At 38.7% G+C, this 19,087-nt stretch carries 15 protein-coding genes; 7 read left to right on the top strand and 8 right to left on the bottom strand.

Annotated features, from left to right (window positions below):
• Positions 1–70 precede the first annotated feature (70 nt).
• Genes ppx through B9T35_RS00055 form a run of 5 tightly spaced genes read left to right on the top strand, consistent with a single transcriptional unit; the run spans position 71 to position 5,193 of the window.
• Entirely contained in the window at positions 71–1,591 is a 1,521-nt protein-coding gene (gene ppx, locus B9T35_RS00075) for an exopolyphosphatase (protein WP_086189108.1), read from the top strand.
• A gap of 35 nt (positions 1,592–1,626) precedes the next feature.
• Positions 1,627–2,451, top strand: a complete 825-nt coding sequence (locus B9T35_RS00070) for an acetyl-CoA carboxylase carboxyltransferase subunit alpha (RefSeq protein ID WP_086189107.1) — start codon at positions 1,627–1,629, stop codon at positions 2,449–2,451.
• Entirely contained in the window at positions 2,388–3,743 is a 1,356-nt protein-coding gene (gene tilS, locus B9T35_RS00065) for a tRNA lysidine(34) synthetase TilS (RefSeq protein WP_086189106.1), read from the top strand. The genes B9T35_RS00070 and tilS overlap by 64 nt, the downstream gene beginning before the upstream one ends.
• Positions 3,744–3,767: 24 nt before the next feature.
• Positions 3,768–4,598 (top strand): pyrroline-5-carboxylate reductase, encoded by an 831-nt coding sequence (proC, locus tag B9T35_RS00060; RefSeq protein ID WP_086189105.1) that lies wholly within the window; start codon positions 3,768–3,770, stop codon positions 4,596–4,598.
• A 25-nt stretch (positions 4,599–4,623) separates the two neighbouring features.
• Complete coding sequence (locus B9T35_RS00055) at positions 4,624–5,193, top strand: YggT family protein (protein WP_086189104.1); 570 nt, start codon at positions 4,624–4,626, stop codon at positions 5,191–5,193.
• Between the two features lie 128 nt (positions 5,194–5,321).
• On the opposite strand, the gene polA is transcribed toward B9T35_RS00055, so the two are convergent.
• Positions 5,322–8,087 carry a DNA polymerase I gene (polA, locus tag B9T35_RS00050; protein WP_086189103.1) on the bottom strand — a complete coding sequence of 922 codons (2,766 nt, stop codon included), beginning with the start codon at positions 8,085–8,087 and terminating at the stop codon, positions 5,322–5,324.
• A 163-nt stretch (positions 8,088–8,250) separates the two neighbouring features.
• Here polA and B9T35_RS00045 point away from each other — a divergent pair, with 163 nt between their 5' ends.
• A complete protein-coding gene (locus tag B9T35_RS00045) occupies positions 8,251–10,995 on the top strand; it encodes a DUF2339 domain-containing protein (protein WP_086189102.1) in 2,745 nt (914 codons plus the stop codon).
• A 54-nt stretch (positions 10,996–11,049) separates the two neighbouring features.
• On the opposite strand, the gene B9T35_RS00040 is transcribed toward B9T35_RS00045, so the two are convergent.
• Together B9T35_RS00040 and B9T35_RS00035 are read right to left on the bottom strand one after the other, a co-directional pair.
• Positions 11,050–11,973 (bottom strand): mechanosensitive ion channel family protein, encoded by a 924-nt coding sequence (locus tag B9T35_RS00040; protein WP_086189101.1) that lies wholly within the window; start codon positions 11,971–11,973, stop codon positions 11,050–11,052.
• Between the two features lie 9 nt (positions 11,974–11,982).
• Positions 11,983–12,804, bottom strand: coding sequence for a hypothetical protein (locus B9T35_RS00035; RefSeq protein ID WP_086189100.1), 822 nt, complete (start codon positions 12,802–12,804; stop codon positions 11,983–11,985).
• Positions 12,805–12,904: 100 nt separating this feature from the next.
• Between B9T35_RS00035 and gspE the strand changes: the two genes are divergently transcribed.
• A complete protein-coding gene (gspE, locus tag B9T35_RS00030) occupies positions 12,905–14,392 on the top strand; it encodes a type II secretion system ATPase GspE (RefSeq protein WP_086189099.1) in 1,488 nt (495 codons plus the stop codon).
• Between the two features lie 249 nt (positions 14,393–14,641).
• Here the strand turns inward: gspE and B9T35_RS00025 are convergent, their stop codons facing one another.
• From B9T35_RS00025 to B9T35_RS00005, 5 genes are all read right to left on the bottom strand, one after another.
• Positions 14,642–15,067: an organic hydroperoxide resistance protein gene (locus B9T35_RS00025; RefSeq protein ID WP_086189098.1), complete on the bottom strand. Its 426-nt coding sequence runs from the start codon at positions 15,065–15,067 to the stop codon at positions 14,642–14,644.
• A gap of 107 nt (positions 15,068–15,174) precedes the next feature.
• Complete coding sequence (locus B9T35_RS00020; RefSeq protein ID WP_086189097.1) at positions 15,175–15,999, bottom strand: carbon-nitrogen hydrolase family protein; 825 nt, start codon at positions 15,997–15,999, stop codon at positions 15,175–15,177.
• Between the two features lie 34 nt (positions 16,000–16,033).
• On the bottom strand, positions 16,034–16,561 hold the full coding sequence (gene gigB / locus B9T35_RS00015) for an anti-anti-sigma factor GigB (RefSeq protein ID WP_086189096.1): 528 nt from the start codon (positions 16,559–16,561) through the stop codon (positions 16,034–16,036).
• 113 nt (positions 16,562–16,674) lie between these two features.
• Positions 16,675–17,643 (bottom strand): RsbU family protein phosphatase GigA, encoded by a 969-nt coding sequence (gene gigA / locus B9T35_RS00010; RefSeq protein ID WP_086189095.1) that lies wholly within the window; start codon positions 17,641–17,643, stop codon positions 16,675–16,677.
• A gap of 127 nt (positions 17,644–17,770) precedes the next feature.
• Complete coding sequence (locus B9T35_RS00005; RefSeq protein ID WP_086189094.1) at positions 17,771–18,709, bottom strand: VacJ family lipoprotein; 939 nt, start codon at positions 18,707–18,709, stop codon at positions 17,771–17,773.
• Positions 18,710–19,087 lie beyond the last annotated feature (378 nt).

Raw genomic sequence — 19,087 nt, 5'->3', positions numbered from 1 at the left:
AACAAATGGCTTTTAAATTGCTTGTATGTGAATTAATCTAGGCACAATTCTAAAAGAGTTTGTATCAATAATGTCTGATTTTTTGATTGATGAAGAATTACTTGCTGCGATTGATATGGGGTCAAACAGTTTCCATTTGGCGATCGCTCGTGTAGATCACGGCGAAGTCAAAAAAGTTGCTTCAATGTCAGAAAAAGTTCAGCTTGCAGCAGGATTAGACGAAAATAAAAATTTAACAGAAGCTGCGCAACAGCGTGGTTTGGCTTGTTTAGCTCGATTTGTAGGGCGTTTAAGTTCAGTACAACCGACTCGATTACGCATTGTGGCGACCAATGCTTTACGTCAGGCCAAGAATGGTCATGAGTTTATTCAAAGAGCAGCTGAAATTTTACCTAAACCAATTGAAATCATTGCAGGCCGTGAAGAAGCTCGTCTGATTTATTTGGGTGTTTCACATACGATGGCGAATAGTGGCCGTCGTTTAGTCATCGATATTGGTGGTGGTTCAACGGAGTTAATTATTGGCGAAGAATTTGAGCCAATTCATACAGAATCTTTACAGATGGGTTGTGTAGCCTATACCAAATCATATTTTCCAGATGGTGAAATTCATCAAAAAGATTTTGATAAAGCGGTTGTGGCAGCCCGTAAAGAATTGTCAGGTATTGCCAATACTTATAAAGCAGAAGGCTGGGATACCGTGGTTGGTTCAAGTGGAACCATTAAGGCATGTCGTCAAATTTGTGTGAATATGGGTTGGAGCGATGAAAAAGAAAATCTAACCCGTGAGGGTTTAGAAAAGCTCAAAGATAAGTTACTTAAATATAAACATGTTTCAGAAATGGAATTTGATGGTCTGAAAGAAGACCGTCGAGCTGTACTACCTGCAGGTCTTGCCATTCTTTATGCGGTATTTGAAGTGCTGAATATCGATAAACTGGTCTATTCAGATGGCGCATTACGTGAAGGCGTAATGTATGACCTATTGGGTCGCTTCCAACATGAAGATATTCGTGATCGTAGTGTGCAAGCCATGATGGGGCGTTATGGTGCTGATTTAAAACAAGCTCAGCGTGTAGTGGATACAGCACAACATCTTTTTGATAGTGTGGCAACAAAACTTGATTTAAATAGTGATGACAGTGATTTATTACGTCGTGCAGCTTATTTACATGAAATTGGTTTAGCCATTAGTCATGGTGGTTATCACCGTCATGGTGCATATTTATTACAGCATTCGGATATTGCAGGTTTTTCTCAGATTGACCAAAACCATTTGTCACATTTGGTCGCTCATCATCGTCGTAAATTGCGTAGTGATGCAAAATTTGACGTATTAAAAGTTGGTGGAAACAAGCTGCTTTATTTAAGTTTATTGCTTCGTCTCGCGGTTTTACTCAATCATAGCCGAAGTGATGAGATGCTTCCTGCCATTGAATTAAGTGTGCAAGATGCGCAACAATGGCAACTCAGCGTTTCTGGTGATGCCAAACAATGGCCATTGCTCGTTGCAGATTTGCATGATGAGCAAGTGCAATTTAAGCATTGGGACATTGAGTTGAATATTCAGTCGGAACAATTTATCAATTAACTGAAATGAGTTAATTTAGGGATAATCATCGACTTATGAAAAATAAAGCTGCTCAATCTAAAGCATGGAAAACAGTTCAAATTGCACGTCATCCAGATCGTCCACAATTTTTGGATTATGTGGGCGATATGTTTACAGAGTTTGATGCTTTACATGGTGATCGTGTATTTGGTGATGATGGTGCAATGGTCGGAGGACTGGCACGTTTTGATGGACAACCTGTAATGGTAGTTGGTCAGCACCGTGGGCGTAGTACACGTGAAAAACTGCAACACAATTTTGGTATGAGTAATCCTGAAGGTTATCGTAAATCTCAGCGTTTATTAGATATGGCCGAACGGTTTAATTTACCTGTTTTTACTTTTATTGATACGATGGGTGCTTACCCAGGTGTGGGGGCAGAAGAACGTGGTCAAGCAGAAGCCATTGCAACCAGTCTTGCACAACTTTCACGTTTAAAAGTACCTGTAATTGCAACAATCTTGGGTGAAGGCGGTTCGGGTGGTGCACTGGGTATTGGTGTAGCTGACCGTGTGATTATGTTATCGCATAGTATTTATTCTGTGATTTCACCAGAAGGTTGTGCTTCCATTTTATGGAAAACAGCTGAAAAAGCAGAACAAGCCAGTGAAGCTTTGGCTTTAACGGCGGATAAACTGAAAGAAATTGGTATTGTTGAGTATGTTGTTGATGAAGGTGAGGGTGCACATTTACATCCTGAAGAAGTCATGGACAAGTTAAAAGTAGTACTTAAACAAGCTTTAGAAGAATTGCAACCGATGAGTGCTGAAGAACGATGCGATGCACGTTATCAACGTTTAATGAAGTTTGGCAGCGACAATTTAGGCTTAGTGTCTTAAAGCAGCTCAACTTATTTCAAGAAGATACCCAATATCTCATTGGATGTAGCGGCGGCATGGATTCCATGCTGCTTTTACATTTAATGTCTCAAATTTTTCCTGAAAAAATTCGTGCTATTTATGTCAATCACCAACTGCAACAGGTTAGTGATGATTGGGCAAAGTTTGTTTTAGCGCAATGTCATCAATTAAACATTCCATGTGTGGTTCAACCTGTTCAGGTTATGCACGGGAATCTAGAAAATCAGGCACGTGAAGCTCGTTATCAAGCATTTCAACAACATTTAAAACCCAATGAAATTTTAGTTCTTGCACATCATCAACAAGACCAAGCTGAAACTTTGATGTTGCGATTGCTTTCAGGTGCGGGTGTACAAGGTTTATCTGCAATGAAACAAATTGATCAACGTGATGCGTTGACGATTTGGCGCCCATTACTTGATACTTCTCGTGAGCAGATTTGCCAATGGACGAGTCAATTAGATATTGCCTATGTAGATGATCCTACCAACGCAGATCCCCATTATGATCGTGCATGGTGTCGGCAGGAACTTTGGCATATTTTGCAAAGTCGTTATCCTAAAATGCAGCAAGCTGTGGCACGTACCAGTTATTTAATGCAAGATGCAGATGAGATTTTACAAGATGTTTTAAAACAAGATTTAGATGTATGTGGTAATTCTCAATATTTAAATTTGGCTCAATTTCAACAACTATCTCGTGCACGTCAACGACAGCTACTTTCTGCATGGATGAAAGGTCAAGATACCTATCGTCCTCCATTTGAAATGGTACAAAGAATCCAAGATGAAGTGATTGATTCCAAACCCGATGCACAGGCTGCATTACATTGGAATGGTTATTATTATGTGCGTTATCAACAAGTTTTATACCGTTTAGATCAAGCCATATATCTTGCAGAAAAAAATATACAGAACGTTAAACCACAACAGATTCAATTCAATCTAAATCAGTTCTTAGATTTAGAGTCGGGTCAATTCCAAGTGAATATGACAAAAATGGGGCTCTCTTTCGCATTGCTGGGGCAAAGTTTGACACTCAGCAGACGTATCGGTGGAGAGAAAATTCATTTGTATGGCAGAGTCGGAAGTTGGCCTTTAAAAAAAGCCATTCAGGAAGCACAAATTTTTCCTTGGATGCGTCATACAATTCAAATATTAAGCATAGATAATGTTATGCTTGGTGTTTTTACACCGAAAGGATTTTGGTTGGCGCAGTCTGCATATTGTGAAGTCGGTGGATGGCAACCAAATTTAGTCTCTCAGTTATAAAAAATTCAATGTTGAGTGTGATTCATGAGTGCAGCTTTAAATTGTAATATCTGTTTTATTGGTGGCGGAAATATGGCTCAAGCCCTAATCGGTGGTTTGATTAGTCGTGGTTTGCCTGCAACACGTATTACAGTTTCAGATCCTGTTGAAAAAGTACGTGAGTTATTACAAGAAAGAGATGTACAAGTGACAGATGACAATGTTGCTGCAATTAAAGATGCAGATGTTGTTGTTTTTGCGGTTAAACCTCAAGTTTTATCAACAGTTTTACAACCGCTTAATGGTTTATTTGATGGTAAGTTGGTGGTTTCAATTGTCGCAGGTGCAGAAATTGGCACAATTGCAAAGTTGATTGGTACTGAACGTATTGTCCGTGTGATGCCGAATACACCTGCCTTGGTGCAAACAGGTGCGCATGGTTTATTTGCAACAGATGTTGTTGATACGAAAAATCGTGAATTAGCCAGTCAGATTCTTGCTGCGACAGGTTTAACACTTTGGGTGAGTACCGAAGCACAAATTGATGCAGTAACTGCTGTATCAGGTTCAGGTCCTGCTTATTTCTTCTATATGATGGAAAGCATGATCCGAGCGGGTAAAAATATGGGTTTAGATGAAAAAGTTGCGACAGCATTAACCTTGCAAACTGCGTTGGGTGCTGCACAAATGGCAATTACAAGTTCAAATACACCCTCAGAATTACGAAAAAATGTTACTTCGCCAAATGGGACAACTCAAGCGGCTTTAGAAGTTTTTGATCGTGCACAAATTTCACAAAATATTCAAGCAGCTCTCGCTGCTGCGCAAAAGCGCAGTCAGGAATTGGCACAAGAATTAAGTGATAGCACGAAATAATTGATTTAATTAGGAAAGTTCAAACATGGGTGCAAATTCTGCGCAAATTTTTGGCATTATCATTAACGTTGCAATTTTGCTCGTATTTTTCCGTTTTTTAATGCAATTGGCGATGGTCAGTCCATACAATCCTGTGGTGCTGTCTACGACTAAAGCCACTAAAATTGTGGACGTTTTTAGTCGCATCTTACCGACATTAGGAAAAGGACGAGTTAATACCGCAGCTTTGGTGTTATTGATTGTACTGTACTTGTTGAAAATGTCTGGGGTCATGTATTTGATGGGGGCAATGCCAAATAGCCCAATACATCTACTGATTCTGACATTTGTAACCATGATTCAGGATTTGATTCGTTTCTGTCGTTATTTAATTTTTGCGACGATTATTTTGAGTTGGGTGGTGATGTTTACACAAACACGTTCGCCTTATATTGAAGTGATTCAGGAGCTTGCAGAACCCCTATTGGCACCATTCCGTAAAATTATGCCGAATATGGGAATGATAGATTTATCACCAATTATGGCTTTCCTTGCCCTCTATATTGCCGATATGGTGATGATGGAAGTGGCTAAGGCATTGTTAACAGGCTTCTAATTTTAGTTGCAATAAAAAAGGACTCTTGATGAGTCCTTTTTTATTTTTGGAGAAAATATTTTTATTCTATTCTATTCTATTCTATTCTCTTTACTTTTACTTAGAAAAAGAATGGAGTAAAAAGCATTTTAATGCGCCTCATCCCAATTGAGACCTTTACCCACTTCAACAACTAAAGGAACAGAAAGAGTCACAACATTTTGCATAGCTTCAGCAATTTTAATTGCCAACTCATCTGCAATGGCTTCATCAACTTCAAATACCAATTCATCGTGTACTTGTAGTAAGAGTTTTGCTTGAGCCGAAGGTAAAATTTTATCAACTTCAATCATCGCCATTTTAATAATTTCAGCCGCTGAACCTTGTAATGGTGCATTAATTGCAGCACGTTCAGCACCTTTACGAATCATCATATTTCGAGCATCAATATCGGGCGTATATAAACGACGACCTGAAATTGTTTCAACATATCCTTGTTCTGAAGCAATTTGACGAGTCCGTTGCATATATTCGTAAATGCCCGGATAGCGATGGAAATATTGTTTGATGTAGTTTTGCGATTCTTCACGGGTAAAGCCCAATTGGCGAATCAAACCAAACTCTGACATTCCATAGAGTAAGCCGAAGTTGACAGCTTTTGCCTGACGACGTTGATCATTGGTGACATCTTCAAGTGGAACGGAAAGAACTTCGGAAGCTGTACGACGATGAACATCTTGCCCATGATTAAAGGCATGTACTAGCGCTTCATCTTGAGAAAAATGTGCCATTAAACGTAATTCAATTTGTGAGTAATCGGCTGCAAGAAGTACACGACCTTGAGGTGCAACAAAAGCTTTACGAATCTGACGACCAATTTCTTCACGAACCGGAATATTCTGTAAGTTTGGATCGGTTGAAGATAAACGACCTGTTGCTGTTAAGGCTTGATGATAACTGGTATGTACACGATGTGTTTCAGGGTTGGCTTGTTTCAATAAACCATCTGTATATGTACTTTTGAGTTTAGATAAGCCACGGTATTCTAAAATAAGAGCTGCAATCGGGTGGTCAATTTTTTCTAAAATAGCTTCACTGGTGCTGTATTGACCTGTTGCAGTTTTCTTACCACCTTTTAATCCGAGTTTATCAAATAGAACTTCACCGACTTGCTTTGGTGATGAAACATTAAAGCTTTCACCCGCGATTTCAATGATTTGATTCTCTAAATTTTGAATAGTCTCTGAAAAATCAACACCCAATTGATCTAAGAAACTTAAATCAAGCTGAATGCCATTTTCTTCCATAGAGGTCAGTACACGGGCAACAGGCATTTCAATATGATGTAAAATATTACTGAGTTCTGGAATTTCTTTTAGTTTACGGTCTAATACTTCATATAGACGATAAGTGACATGTGCATCTTCAGCTGCATAATGTGCTGCTGTTTCAAGCTCAATTTGATTAAAAGTCTTTTGTTTTGCACCTTTGCCTGCAACTTGTTCAAAAGTTGTGGTCAAATGGCTCAAGTAAACGCGTGCCACATCATCCATGCCATGGCGGGTTGCAACAGCGTTCAGCACATAAGAGGCAAGCATGGTATCAAAATACCAGCCTTGTAAATGAATGCCATGATTTTCAAAAATGTGTGCATCGTACTTTAAATGATGTCCAATTTTTTCAACTTTTACATTTTCTAAGATGGGTTTGATCTGTGCTAAAACTGCGTCACGATTGAGTTGTTCGGGAGCACCGTCATAATCGTGGGCAAGTGGAATGTAGTAAGCATCTTTGGCATCAAAAGCGACAGAGAAACCGACCATTTCTGCAATACGATAATCCACACTTGTCGTTTCTGTATCAATGGCAAAACGTTTTTCTGTACTCAAACGTTGGAAGAACTGATCCCAATCTGCTTGTGTTAAAACTGTATGATAGTTGGCTTGTCCCAATTGATCATCATCACTGGTACTTGTTGCTCGATCTTCCGTTTTTTCTTTTTCAATATTTTGTTCTGATGTAGCAATCACTTTTGTAGTTTGCTTATAGGCTGAACTATTCGGATTGTTTGGATGATCTAGAGATTGTAATTGGTTACGGAATTCAAGTTCAGTATATAAATTACGCAGTGCTTCAACATCTGGATCGCACAGCTTTAAATCGTCATAGGTTAAATTCAGATCGAGATCAATCACAATACTGGCAAGTTGATGATCCAATGCAATACCTTCAACATTGTCTTTCAGGCTTTGACCGACTTTGCCTTTAATCTTATCGACATTTTCTAAAATGCCACCAATTGAGCCATATTCAGTGAGTAGTTTAGCTGCTGTTTTAGCACCGACACCAGGAACACCACGAATACCGTCCGATGCATCACCCATCAAGGTTAAATAATCAATGATTTGGTTTGGCCAAACACCAAATTTTTCAAAGACACCATCCACATCCATGGGCTTGTCTTTAAAGCTATCTTCAAGGGTCACTTTATCTGTGACCAACTGTGCCATATCTTTATCACCCGTTGAAATTAAAACTTGGTGACCTTCTTTTTCAGCACGTTTTGCCAAAGTGCCAATCACATCATCCGCTTCAGCACCTGGAAGTGTATGTAAAGGAATCCCCAATGCACGAATTAAAGCGTGTAAATATGGAATTTGTTGTGATAATTCTTCTGGCATACTTGGACGATCACCTTTATAAATTGGTGAAAGCTCATGGCGGAAAGTTGGTTCAGGTGTATCAAAAATAACAGCCATATGGGTCGGTTGAATACGACGCATCAGTTTTTGGATAGCCGAAATTGCACCACGGATCGCATTGGTTTGTAAGCCTGTAGACGTGGTTAATGGTGGTAGTGCGTGGTAAGCACGAAATAAAAAATATGACCCATCGACCAATACAAATGGTGGCATTGAAAAAATCCTAATCCAAAAAACTTGTTCATTGTACGTGATTTTTTGCTGTCACGCAGGAACATGATTGTACAACCACGTTACTGAATAGCTGATGAATATGTCCGTTGTATGGGCTGAGCTGATGTATCATCAAAAGACTCAGGAAAGAGAAGTTTAAAAGATGCTGAAAGGGCAGAGTGAAATTCGAATAATTTGGCTCATGGTGCTACTTATTGTTGCTGTCAGTGCATGGTTTTTAAATTTAAAAGTCGTGACCTATCTCTGTGCAAGTGCATTTGTGATGAGTGTCATGCAGTATGTCGATGCTATTCAAAAACCAATCGATGAATTATCTACACAAGTACAGCTTCCTATTCAAACGACTTCTCGTGTGCCTTTATATATTGCTTCAATAACCGCTGTTGTTGGTGGCGTGATGCATTGGAGTTGGTTAGTCGGATTGGGATTGACCGCATGGATTTATTTTTTTCTACGTTGGCTTCGACGTTTAGAAGACCATCTCAATCATGTGCAATATAAGTTACAGCATTTTAAACCGTCAAATTTATCTGAAATACAATCTACTTCGAATCTTTCCTTAGAATCTATTCAATCTCAAAAATCAATATCCAATGAAATTGGATTGATGGATCAGTTGAAGCAATGGCTGTTTCAAGGTAATCCTGTTTTAAAAGTCGCTGTTTTAATTTTAGTGATAGGTCTTATTTTATTATTACGCTTTGCGACAGAACATTGGCAATTAAGCTTATCTTTAAAACTCATTATTGTTGCAGGTATCAGTTGTGTCGTAACCGTATTGGGTTATTGGTTTCAGAGTAAAAATCGTAGTTTTGCTTTGGCTTTAGAGGGATTAGGCATCGCAGGCTTATGCTTAACCTTGTTCTTTGCTTATTATAATCAGGTTATTACGCACCTATGGATTGCAAGTTTAAGTTTTGCTGTGATTATGCTCATCACACTTGGTTTGAGTTTAAAGCAACAAGCGGTTGAATTGGCATTGATGGCAATGTTGATTGCTTATTTAGCGCCTTTTACACTCCCTGTGCGAGATGCGACCGCAGTCGAGTTAGTCGCTTATTATTTAGTGATTAATTTAGCCGTTGCTGTTTTGAGTACAGTACGTCCTTGGAGAATACTGAACCAAATTGCATTCATTATTACCAGTGTGGTTGGTGGAGCTTATGCTTTTTATCATGGGGTTGGTTCAGACAAATATCTACTCTCATGTTTGGTTCTGGCGCATAGTTTAATTTTTATTTGGTTAAGTTTCCGTTTCAGTCAACTGATTGCCAAACAAGATTTTGCCCAATTTAAACTTAAACCTGTATTGGATTTTGCTCTGATTTTTGGTGCACCTATTATTGGCTATATTTTTATTTACTTGATTTATTTCAAGCAAGCAACTTGGCAAGCCATTTTCAGTATTGGATTTGCCATGCTTTATGCGTTGTTGCATTCATTTGCTCAACGAAATCAATCGATTCAAATGATTTCACAAAGCTATTTTAGTTTGATGTTGATCTTTATCAGCTTGATTCCACCGATTCTATTGCCAGAGCAATGGAGTGTTGTGGGATGGGCTATTGAAGGTGTATTGATCTTTATTTATGCTCTATATAAAAATTCTGCTATTAGTCGCTATTTGGCGATGGGGTTAATGACCGTAGCAGGTTTATCGAGTGTGTATTACTGGGTTGTATTGCCTGAAAGCTCTAAACTGATGTATTGGATTCTCAGCTTGAGTTATATCGCTGTTGTACTGATTTCAAATAGTCGAGCATCTTTTCAAAAACAATTAACGACAGCCACGATTGGTTTTTTTAGTTTATTAATGCTATCAGCAACTTCAAGTTTATTGATTTTGTTACTCGATTTTTTTAATGATTTTAATCAACCAAATTCAATTTTTTTAAGTTCAAATCGATATGTTTTGACTTTATTATCTATAAGTTTGGCTTATGTGCTGATGAATGAAGCAATGCGAGTCTGTAAAGCGAAATGGTCTTGGCAAATACCGAAATGGATTGGCATTGTTCCGCTGTATGTACTTGCTTTAATTCTAATAATAGATCGAAGTGAACATGGTCAAATTGTTTGGTACTCTATATTTGAGCAATGGGCTGTGACAGCAATTGGATTATTACTCACTATTTTATGGCTAAGACCCAACAGTAATCTCAATTTTGAAAAAGAATGGGTCAGCTTAGGTGTATTGCTTAGCTTGAGTATGATGAGTTTAAGCTTAATTCCAAACATGCCTTATATCAGTATCGTGATTATTCCTCTGTTATTTTGTGCATGGTGTTATTGGCAAAAAGATAGAGAAAGTGATCGTGATTGGAATATGTTTTGGCAAAGCAAAGCGAGTCTCGTACTTATGGGGCTTTGGATTATTTGTTCACAACTGTATTCACAACAAGCCTTTCAATTCTATTTATTACCCATCTTAAATCCTTTTGACTTTATCAGTTTGGCAATGCTTGCAGGTTTTATTTGGATGTTGTTTCTACAAATTAAAGCAGGTTTAGATAAAGGCATTATCGCTATTTTAGCGGTGCTAAGTTTATTGTGGCTAAGTAGCTATATGACTTTAAGGGCACTGCATGTCTATTTTTCAACACCTTATAATGAATTGGCGGTATGGCAAGATGCAACAATTCAACTCAGTTTAACTTTACTTTGGGTCAGTCTGGCATTCATTAGTATGAGCATTGCAAGTCGTAAGCAATTACGAGCAATGTGGATTTTAGGGGGCAGTATTTTAGTGATTGTGACCTTAAAGTTGGTACTATTTGATTTATCACACATTGGAACACTCACACGCGTGATTTCATTCTTAGGTGCAGGTTTTGTGATGTTGATTATTGCGTATATTGCACCGATCCCTGAAACTGAAAAAGTTTAAGGCTTTTCAGCAACCCTCTTTTAAAAAGAGGGTTTAGCAGAATTTTTATGATGTTTATTTTAAATTGGGTTCATGTTTAATTTCTTTTTCATTGCTGTATTGATCAATATCATCATCACTCAATTGACTATTCGGTACAAAGCCTCGATCCACAAAACCAATTTTCGGTACAGGGATTTCGATTTGATTTTCGACAAAACGGTTGCGAATCATTTCATGAATTTCATCTTTAACTTGCAAGAAATTATCTTGTTTACACCATAAAGCAAATAATAATTCAATGGATGACTCACCAAAAGCAGTCACACTCACACGTGGTTTAGGGTCAGCAAGTGTCAATGGATAGTCATTGGCAACATTAAGTAAAACCTCACGTACTTTATTGATGTCTTCATTAAAATTAATCGCCACTACAATCGGAATGCGCCGTATTGGAAATTTAGAAAGATTATGTACAGGTGCGCGAATTAGTTGTTCGTTTGGTAATCGAACATAAACGTTGTCTAAAGTGAGTAATTTGACGGAAAGTAAATCAATGGAAATGACCTCACCTTCAATGGTATGACCGCGAATTAAGGTGATTTGAATCGTATCGCCAATTTCAAAAGAACCTTCACCAATTAAGAATAATCCACTGATTAAGTTGGTTGCAGATGTTTGTGAGGCAAAACCTAAGGCAACAGTTAATATTCCCGCTGCACCAAGAAAGACACTCAGCTTGAATCCTGCTTCTTTTAAACTTGCCACAACGAATAATAAGAAAATAAAGTAAAAAATCCCGCGTCGCCAAACCAATCTTTGGTGTGCGTTAAATCTTGAACCGACAGTACGAATAAAGGTGTTGGAAATAACTCGAGCTAAAATAAACCCGACTAAACACAACACCAATGCAACTAAAATTTCACTCAGTCGCTCTGTATTGATACTGGTAAAGACACCCTTGAGGCTACTCGCAATATCTTGTGGAATGGTCGCCATAGTGCCCCCTTAAAAAAATGAATCAAACATATTAAATAATGCGCCACCCGGTGAGCGAGGAGGATGCACATAGACCACGTCACCTGCTAAGGGCGGGGTTCTATTTTCAATTTTCACTCGAGCAGGTCGATCATTTCCTTCATAAATGACTTTAATTTGGGATGTCCATAAACGTCCTGTACTTTCACTATAAAATAAAGGCAAAGCAGGGACAGGAACATTCATGCGGTCAAAGCGAAGTTGATGATTACTGACATTATGGAAGTCGATAGGTGTTACCGCTCTAAAAGCGCGAGGCTTGAGCAGTCTAAGCTCAGTACGCCCATCGACTGAGGATGCATAACACATTTCACCACTACGATGATCTGGTCCAAACCAAGTATCTTTAGGACGTATCACTGGAATATCAAACAGAGGTTCTCTTTGTGCTTGAACAAAACCAGCAACCCAAAGTGGCGTACTTATATATAAGGTTCCTCGTTGCCCTGCAGGAATATAAATAGGATCAACAGGGCGAATGACGACTGAACGATCTGCTAAGCGCGGCATGAGTTGGAACGTATTATGCGTTTCTCGGAACATATAACGTTCAACATGCACAGGCTGTGGAAAAGCAAAATTCACATCTTGAATGGATTGCCATTGCTGTTCATAGTCGTATTGAACTTGTGGACGATAATATTCTAAACGCCATTCTTGTAAGCCACGTGTCAGGCGCACAGTTGTCGAACCAAATTGCCAAGCTTTGGACTGGTTCAATTCAAAATGTTGTTCGCCCCACCATTTCAAGTTTGGCAGTACAGGTTCTAGATGCTCATTATTTTTAGACAAAGGCGTTTATCCCTATATTGAATTCTTTGAAAAACAGACTTCACGCTGTCATTTGCTTAGAGTACACTCAAAGCAATTTTAATCATCATTATAAGATGTAATGCAAGTACTTAAACAACTACAAATACCTTATAGTTTTGCAAAGCGGCATGGAGTGCTGTTACGTTATGAAGGCGATCAAGTTTTTATTGTCCGTCGTCAAGATACCGCACAAATTGCAATTCAAGAAGCACGCCGTTATTTAGGTCGCGTTGCACAACATCAACTCTGTTCTCAGTCTGACTTTAATAACATGCTCAGCTCTAGCTATGCTGGAGAAACTGGTGAATCTCAACAAGTTGCAGCAGGCTTAGAAGATCATCCAGATTTACTCAGTTTAGCAGACCAAGTTCCTGAAACCGAAGATTTAATGGATCAGGAAGATGATGCACCGATTGTCCGTTTAATTAATGCATTGCTTTCAGAAGCGATTCGAGTAGGCGCTTCTGATATTCATATTGAAGCTTTTGAGAAAAAGTTATCCGTACGTTTACGTGTCGATGGTCAATTGCGCGAAATTGTTCAGCCACGTCGTGAGCTTGCACCGCTTCTTGTCTCTCGTATTAAAGTGATGGCAAAACTCGACATTGCTGAAAAACGTATTCCGCAGGATGGTCGTATTTCTTTACGTCTTGCAGGTCGTGAGGTGGATGTCCGTGTATCAACATTGCCATCTTCGCATGGTGAGCGTGTGGTAATGCGTTTGTTAGATAAGCAAGCAGGGCGTTTAAACATGACTCATTTAGGTTTAATGCCTAAAGATTATGAGCGCTTAACACTATTGGTTCATCGCCCGCATGGCATTATTTTGGTCACAGGGCCTACGGGTTCAGGTAAAACCACGACACTTTATGCGGCTTTATCCGATCTGAATGATGGTTCTAAGAATATTCTGACTGCTGAAGATCCCATTGAGTATCAACTCGAAGGGATTGGGCAAACACAGGTCAACACCAAAGTAGATATGACCTTTGCCCGTGCTTTAAAGGCAATGCTTCGCCAAGACCCTGATGTAGTGATGGTGGGTGAGATTCGAGATTTGGAAACTGCCGAAATTGCAGTCCAAGCTTCATTAACGGGTCACTTGGTACTGTCTACGCTACATACCAATACAGCGATTGGTGCAGTGACACGTTTAAAAGATATGGGGATTGAGCCATTTTTATTGGCAAGCTCTTTAATTGGTGTGATTGCACAACGTTTGGTGAGAACACTGTGTACACATTGCCATGATTGGCGTGAAGCAGATCAGTTTGAAAAAGATATTTTTCGAAATGTAAGTACTGAGCAGGATTTAAAACTACCAATCCCAAAAGGCTGTGATTATTGTTCACATACTGGTTTTACAGGTCGTACAGCAATTTATGAAATTGCCCCTGTGGATGATCAAATGCGCCGTTTAATTCATGGTAATGCTGCCGAATATGAGTTAGAAAATTATGTGCGCCAACAATCAGGCTCTATTCGTGATGATGGGTTGCGTAAAGTATTGGCAGGTAAAACCACAATGGAAGAAGTGTTGCGTGTAACCAATGAAGCTGTGGATTGAATAGCTTATTGTTGAGGGGGATGATCTTGAAATTTTAATTTTAGATCGTTGCTGACAAGTATTGAAAGCAGCTGTTTATGAAGATCATTCTATTCAACCTAGACCCAAATGGGCTAATCAGAAATATTGATTTAAGAATTTGATATGGCTTAATCCATTAACACAAAAAATAGGTAACGAGTTTTTAGCAATATCTATAAATTATAAACATCTATCCCAAAGTTATGACTTCGGGATAGATCATATTACTTAAACAATCACATTCAATGTCACATCAATATTGCCACGCGTTGCATTTGAATAAGGGCAAACAATATGTGCGGCATCCACCAGTTTTTGTGCTTCAGCTTTGTCCAGACCTTCTAAATGAATATTTAATTTTACTTCGATACCAAAACCTGTAGGAATTGGACCAATACCGACTTCACCTTCAATGAAAGCATCTTTAGTAATATTCAGCTTATCTCTACCCGCTACAAATTTCATTGCGCCAAGAAAACAAGCCGAATAACCCGCAGCAAATAATTGCTCAGGATTAGTTCCACCACCAGCACCGCCCATTTCTTTCGGCACAGCTAATTTCACATCTAAAATTTCATCGGATGATGTTGCACGACCATCACGTCCACCTGTTGCTTTTGCATGAGCGGTATAAACAACTTTTTCTAAAGACATTTTGCAATCCCTGATAAATTTTTTATGAAACTTTATCTTGGATTAAATGGAAGGAAAATTAAGCGGTGATTTTGTAAAATTATTGAAAGAGATAAAAAAATTGACAATTAGAGTGAAATCAATTTTCGATGTTGCATAAGCGGCATAGAAGAACGAATCATATTTTGTTCTTCTAAATCAAAAGGAACAGTGAAAAGCTGAGCACCTTCTGTATCAAGAATCTCTAAAATTTGTCCACGACTATTCGCAGCACCTGCATGACCCCAAGTTTGACGTTTTTCACCATGCCAACCTTGTTGAGCAGCACCTAACACTTGGCATTGGCTATCCATTGCCCGTGCTTGTAAAAGCAACTGCCAATGCATCTGACCTGTTTTATAGGTAAAAGCAGCAGGAGCAGTTAAAAGATGCGCACCGTGAGATCGCAAAGTTAGTGCAAGCTCAGGAAAACGTAAGTCATAACACACCAGCAAACCGATATTGCCAAAAGGTGTTTTTGCAACAACGACATCTGTGCCTGGTTCAAAGAACTTAGATTCTTGATAACCACCTACAGCATCACCTACTTGAACATCAAAGAGGTGAATTTTGTCATAACGAGCTTCGGTACGTTCAGGGCTAATACATAAACTAACCGTACGTACTCGACCATCTTCAATGATTGAGCCATCTGGACGGAAAGGGCAAGGTAAGGTTCCTGCCACAATCCAGATTTGATATTGATGTGCGAGTTGTTCCAGTCGTTGTTGGATCGACTCAAACTGTGCGGCAGTTTCACGTTGTTTGCCTGCCGCGAAACAGACAAAGTTTTCTGGAAATACAATCAGAGAAGCGCCATCCGCTTTACTCTGTTGAATCAAGGACTCAATCACATTGAAATTAGCTTCAATATCATTTTGAGAGTTCATTTGAACAACAGAAAGTAAAGTCATGCGCTATCCCTGAAAAGATGATTCTGAAAAGTGATTAAGCGTTTTGCTTATCAGTATTTGATACACATTCCATAGTATCTTGCTGTTTCTCGAGTTGTTTAACCAATGGCTCAAACATATTTTGATTATTGTCGTTGAGTTTCATCAGCGTCTTGTGTGCATCAAGCACAGTGCAAAGCATAGCGTTATGCGTTACATGATCATCAATTAAAGCACGTGTGCATACATTCGGGTCTCCACAATAATTGAGGATTACGAAAACTTGCCCTAAGCCCATACTATTGGCGAGGGTACTAATATCTGAGTTTGTAGATAACATGACAGCTTGAATATGGTGAATTTGTTTAAGCTTTAGGCCTAACTTCGCCAGTATTCCAAGAACGGTACTATCAATAAATGTGGTTTCAGTTAAATCAACAATTGCGCCAACGACGTCTTTTTGCTGTTCAATCTTCGCCAAAAGTTTGTCTAGACTAATACAAGATTGGGCACGCACTTCGCCTATGAGCTTAAAAATATGCGTTCCATTCAAGCTTGCATATTCAACATGACCTGTTGACATATAAATGCCATTTGCAGAGAAGGATGTGAAAATTATCACATAGCGCAACTCTATACTCAAGTGGTGTAGAGTCGTAGAAGCACTAGTTTTTCGTTATCTTATTGATTATAAGATTAATTCATTCTGCGGAAACTCAGAATGGCAATATCATCGGCAACATGTTCAGGGGCTTGGAATGATTGATTCTGCAAATGATAGACCAATTGAGCAAACTGTTCATTCAAACCACCATCAAAAGGTTCAAGTGCACCATCTGAACAAATAATGAACCGAGCATGACGCGTGAGCGTACATTCAAACTCTTCAACTTCCAAATCTTCAGTTAGACCTAAAGGAAAGCTACTGGTGTTTAAAACACGAGGTACTTGATCGGGTTCAAAAATAATCGCAGGCGGATAATGTCCAGCACTTGACCATCTCAGGCTGTGTGTTTCTACATTCAAAATACCTGCAATCATGGTGATATGCTTTTCAATATTTTCTTGCACTAACATGCCATTCAGTTTCTTAATTAATTCTCTTGGTGTTTTAGAACGACCATGAAAGGCTGCCATCCAAGATGTAAGTAAACTACTGGTTACACCATGTCCTGAAACATCAGCGAGATAAAACATCACTTCTTTATCACTGATTTTCCAATAGTCATACCAATCACCAGACAGATATGCCGATGGTTGAAACAGGGTTTCAATTTGATAGTTTTGGAGTTCTAATGGATTCGGTAGTAATTTTTTCTGTAATTCTGCCGCAGAAGGTAAATCGCGACTATCTTGATTACGTTTATATTGTGCATCAATAATTTGTAATGAATGTTCGGGATGCGCAGGTAGACGATTCCATATCCAACCAGCTAATGCACCCATTTCCCAAGCTTGAGAAAGTGCTGTTCCTTCATTTTCATTGGCAATCACAATCGTCGGTAATGACCATTGGTGATGAAGAAAGTCTTGTACATCTGCAATTGCAATAATCGTTGGGTCATAAAGATGGATATCTTCTATATGAATCATGTGCAGGCTCGGAAGAGCATCAAGCACCTGCTCTAAATTGGGAATGTTTCGAGTGGGCTGAATGAAATACATAGAGTTGATCAATGATCCTAGAGTGACTGATTATCAAGATATGTTAGTAGATGTACTATAGATAACCAAGGATTGCTAGCATATCTAAATGATATGTTAGCAATTCAGTTTAACAAATTATTTCAAGTTAGTGACTGCTCTTTGAGTCATCACTCATATCAGAATCATCATCGACAAAAGAAACAGCTTCTTGACCGCGTCCTTTTTTCTCGGAAATCTCAAAAGCTTTACGTTGTAAATAGATATCACGGATTGCTGAATAGCGATCACCTTGTAATACATCTTCAACATCAAGCAGGCGAGCACGGGTGTTAATTCCGCCCATCACACGATTACCCCATACAAGACCTGTTTGATCATTGGCATGACGCTGTTGCCACAAGGGATTTGCATAACCTTCAGCAATATAGTCTAAAGAGTTACGAATCGTACTTGGACCAAGAATAGGGAGCATTAAATATGGACCACTTGGCACACCATAATATCCTAAGGTTGTACCTAAGCTTTCTTCCTCCATTGATAAGCCTAAACGACTTGCAGGATCAGCAAACCCGAGGGAAGTGACTGTATTAAGGGTAAAGCGTCCTAATGATTTTGCAGCGCGACTAAAACGACCTTGCACCAATTGATTGGCTGCATTCCATGGTTCACTTAAATTTTTACGGAATGATGTATAAGAACTACGAACATCATCAGGAACCTTCTGTTTATATTGGACGGCTACAGGGCGGAAAAAGTGACGGTCTAAAGTGTCATTAAATTCATAGATTTCACGATTAAGTGGTTGCAGTGGATCTTTCACACTATCGTCTTGAGCGGCATTGGCATTTACTTTTAAATCATCAACCTTAATATTCTTAAGTTCTTTTAAAGCTTCTAAGCGAGGATGCTTGGCTACATCTTCTGCTTTATTGTCAGTTGCATTAGATTGAATAGTGCTTTCAGCAATTGTATTTGTTTCAGTTGTACTTTCATTATCTTTAACGGATAAAGTATCTTGAGCAAGAACTTGAGAAGATAAACCCAGAGTAAGCATACTTGCCCACAAGATATTTAAACGATGCATAAATGTATCCAGATAGATAAAGTCAAAATAATATTGATTAGCTGAAGAGCTATATTCCTATAATTCTATTCTAACAGCAGTTAATTGCTAAGTATTAAAGCAAATTTGATCAAAAAGTGTGAATAAATTCGATAAAAGCACAAAAAACACACACTCGATTCAAATAATTAAAATTAATTAAGAAAAGGGGTTGTGTAGGATTAGGAATGCTGTAGAATGCACATCCATCGGCGGTGATGTTAAATAAAACTTCTGATAAATCAGTAGCTTGATTGAGATGTTAAGATTTCGAATTGGAATTTTAAAGATTGGTTAAGGAATGATTTGTTGAGAGAATTAAATAACAAAACCTGTTGACTATTCATCGAAAGAGAGTAG

The organism is Acinetobacter sp. ANC 3832, assembly GCF_002135415.1.
Lineage (GTDB): Bacteria > Pseudomonadota > Gammaproteobacteria > Pseudomonadales > Moraxellaceae > Acinetobacter.
This window is presented reverse-complemented; position numbering and strand designations above follow the sequence as displayed.

What these genes read in the sequence shown, in the direction of transcription:
- proC (WP_086189105.1), top strand. Translation starts at nt 3,768, where the DNA reads ATGAGTGCAGCTTTAAATTGTAATATCTGTTTTATTGGTGGCGGAAAT.
- B9T35_RS00055 (WP_086189104.1), top strand. Translation starts at nt 4,624, where the DNA reads ATGGGTGCAAATTCTGCGCAAATTTTTGGCATTATCATTAACGTTGCA.
- B9T35_RS00045 (WP_086189102.1), top strand. Translation starts at nt 8,251, where the DNA reads ATGCTGAAAGGGCAGAGTGAAATTCGAATAATTTGGCTCATGGTGCTA.
- B9T35_RS00020 (WP_086189097.1), bottom strand. Translation starts at nt 15,999, where the DNA reads ATGACTTTACTTTCTGTTGTTCAAATGAACTCTCAAAATGATATTGAA.
- gigB (WP_086189096.1), bottom strand. Translation starts at nt 16,561, where the DNA reads ATGTCAACAGGTCATGTTGAATATGCAAGCTTGAATGGAACGCATATT.
- B9T35_RS00005 (WP_086189094.1), bottom strand. Translation starts at nt 18,709, where the DNA reads ATGCATCGTTTAAATATCTTGTGGGCAAGTATGCTTACTCTGGGTTTA.
- gigA (WP_086189095.1), bottom strand. Translation starts at nt 17,643, where the DNA reads ATGTATTTCATTCAGCCCACTCGAAACATTCCCAATTTAGAGCAGGTG.
- B9T35_RS00040 (WP_086189101.1), bottom strand. Translation starts at nt 11,973, where the DNA reads ATGGCGACCATTCCACAAGATATTGCGAGTAGCCTCAAGGGTGTCTTT.
- polA (WP_086189103.1), bottom strand. Translation starts at nt 8,087, where the DNA reads ATGCCACCATTTGTATTGGTCGATGGGTCATATTTTTTATTTCGTGCT.
- ppx (WP_086189108.1), top strand. Translation starts at nt 71, where the DNA reads ATGTCTGATTTTTTGATTGATGAAGAATTACTTGCTGCGATTGATATG.
- gspE (WP_086189099.1), top strand. Translation starts at nt 12,905, where the DNA reads ATGCAAGTACTTAAACAACTACAAATACCTTATAGTTTTGCAAAGCGG.
- tilS (WP_086189106.1), top strand. Translation starts at nt 2,388, where the DNA reads ATGCGATGCACGTTATCAACGTTTAATGAAGTTTGGCAGCGACAATTT.
- B9T35_RS00070 (WP_086189107.1), top strand. Translation starts at nt 1,627, where the DNA reads ATGAAAAATAAAGCTGCTCAATCTAAAGCATGGAAAACAGTTCAAATT.
- B9T35_RS00025 (WP_086189098.1), bottom strand. Translation starts at nt 15,067, where the DNA reads ATGTCTTTAGAAAAAGTTGTTTATACCGCTCATGCAAAAGCAACAGGT.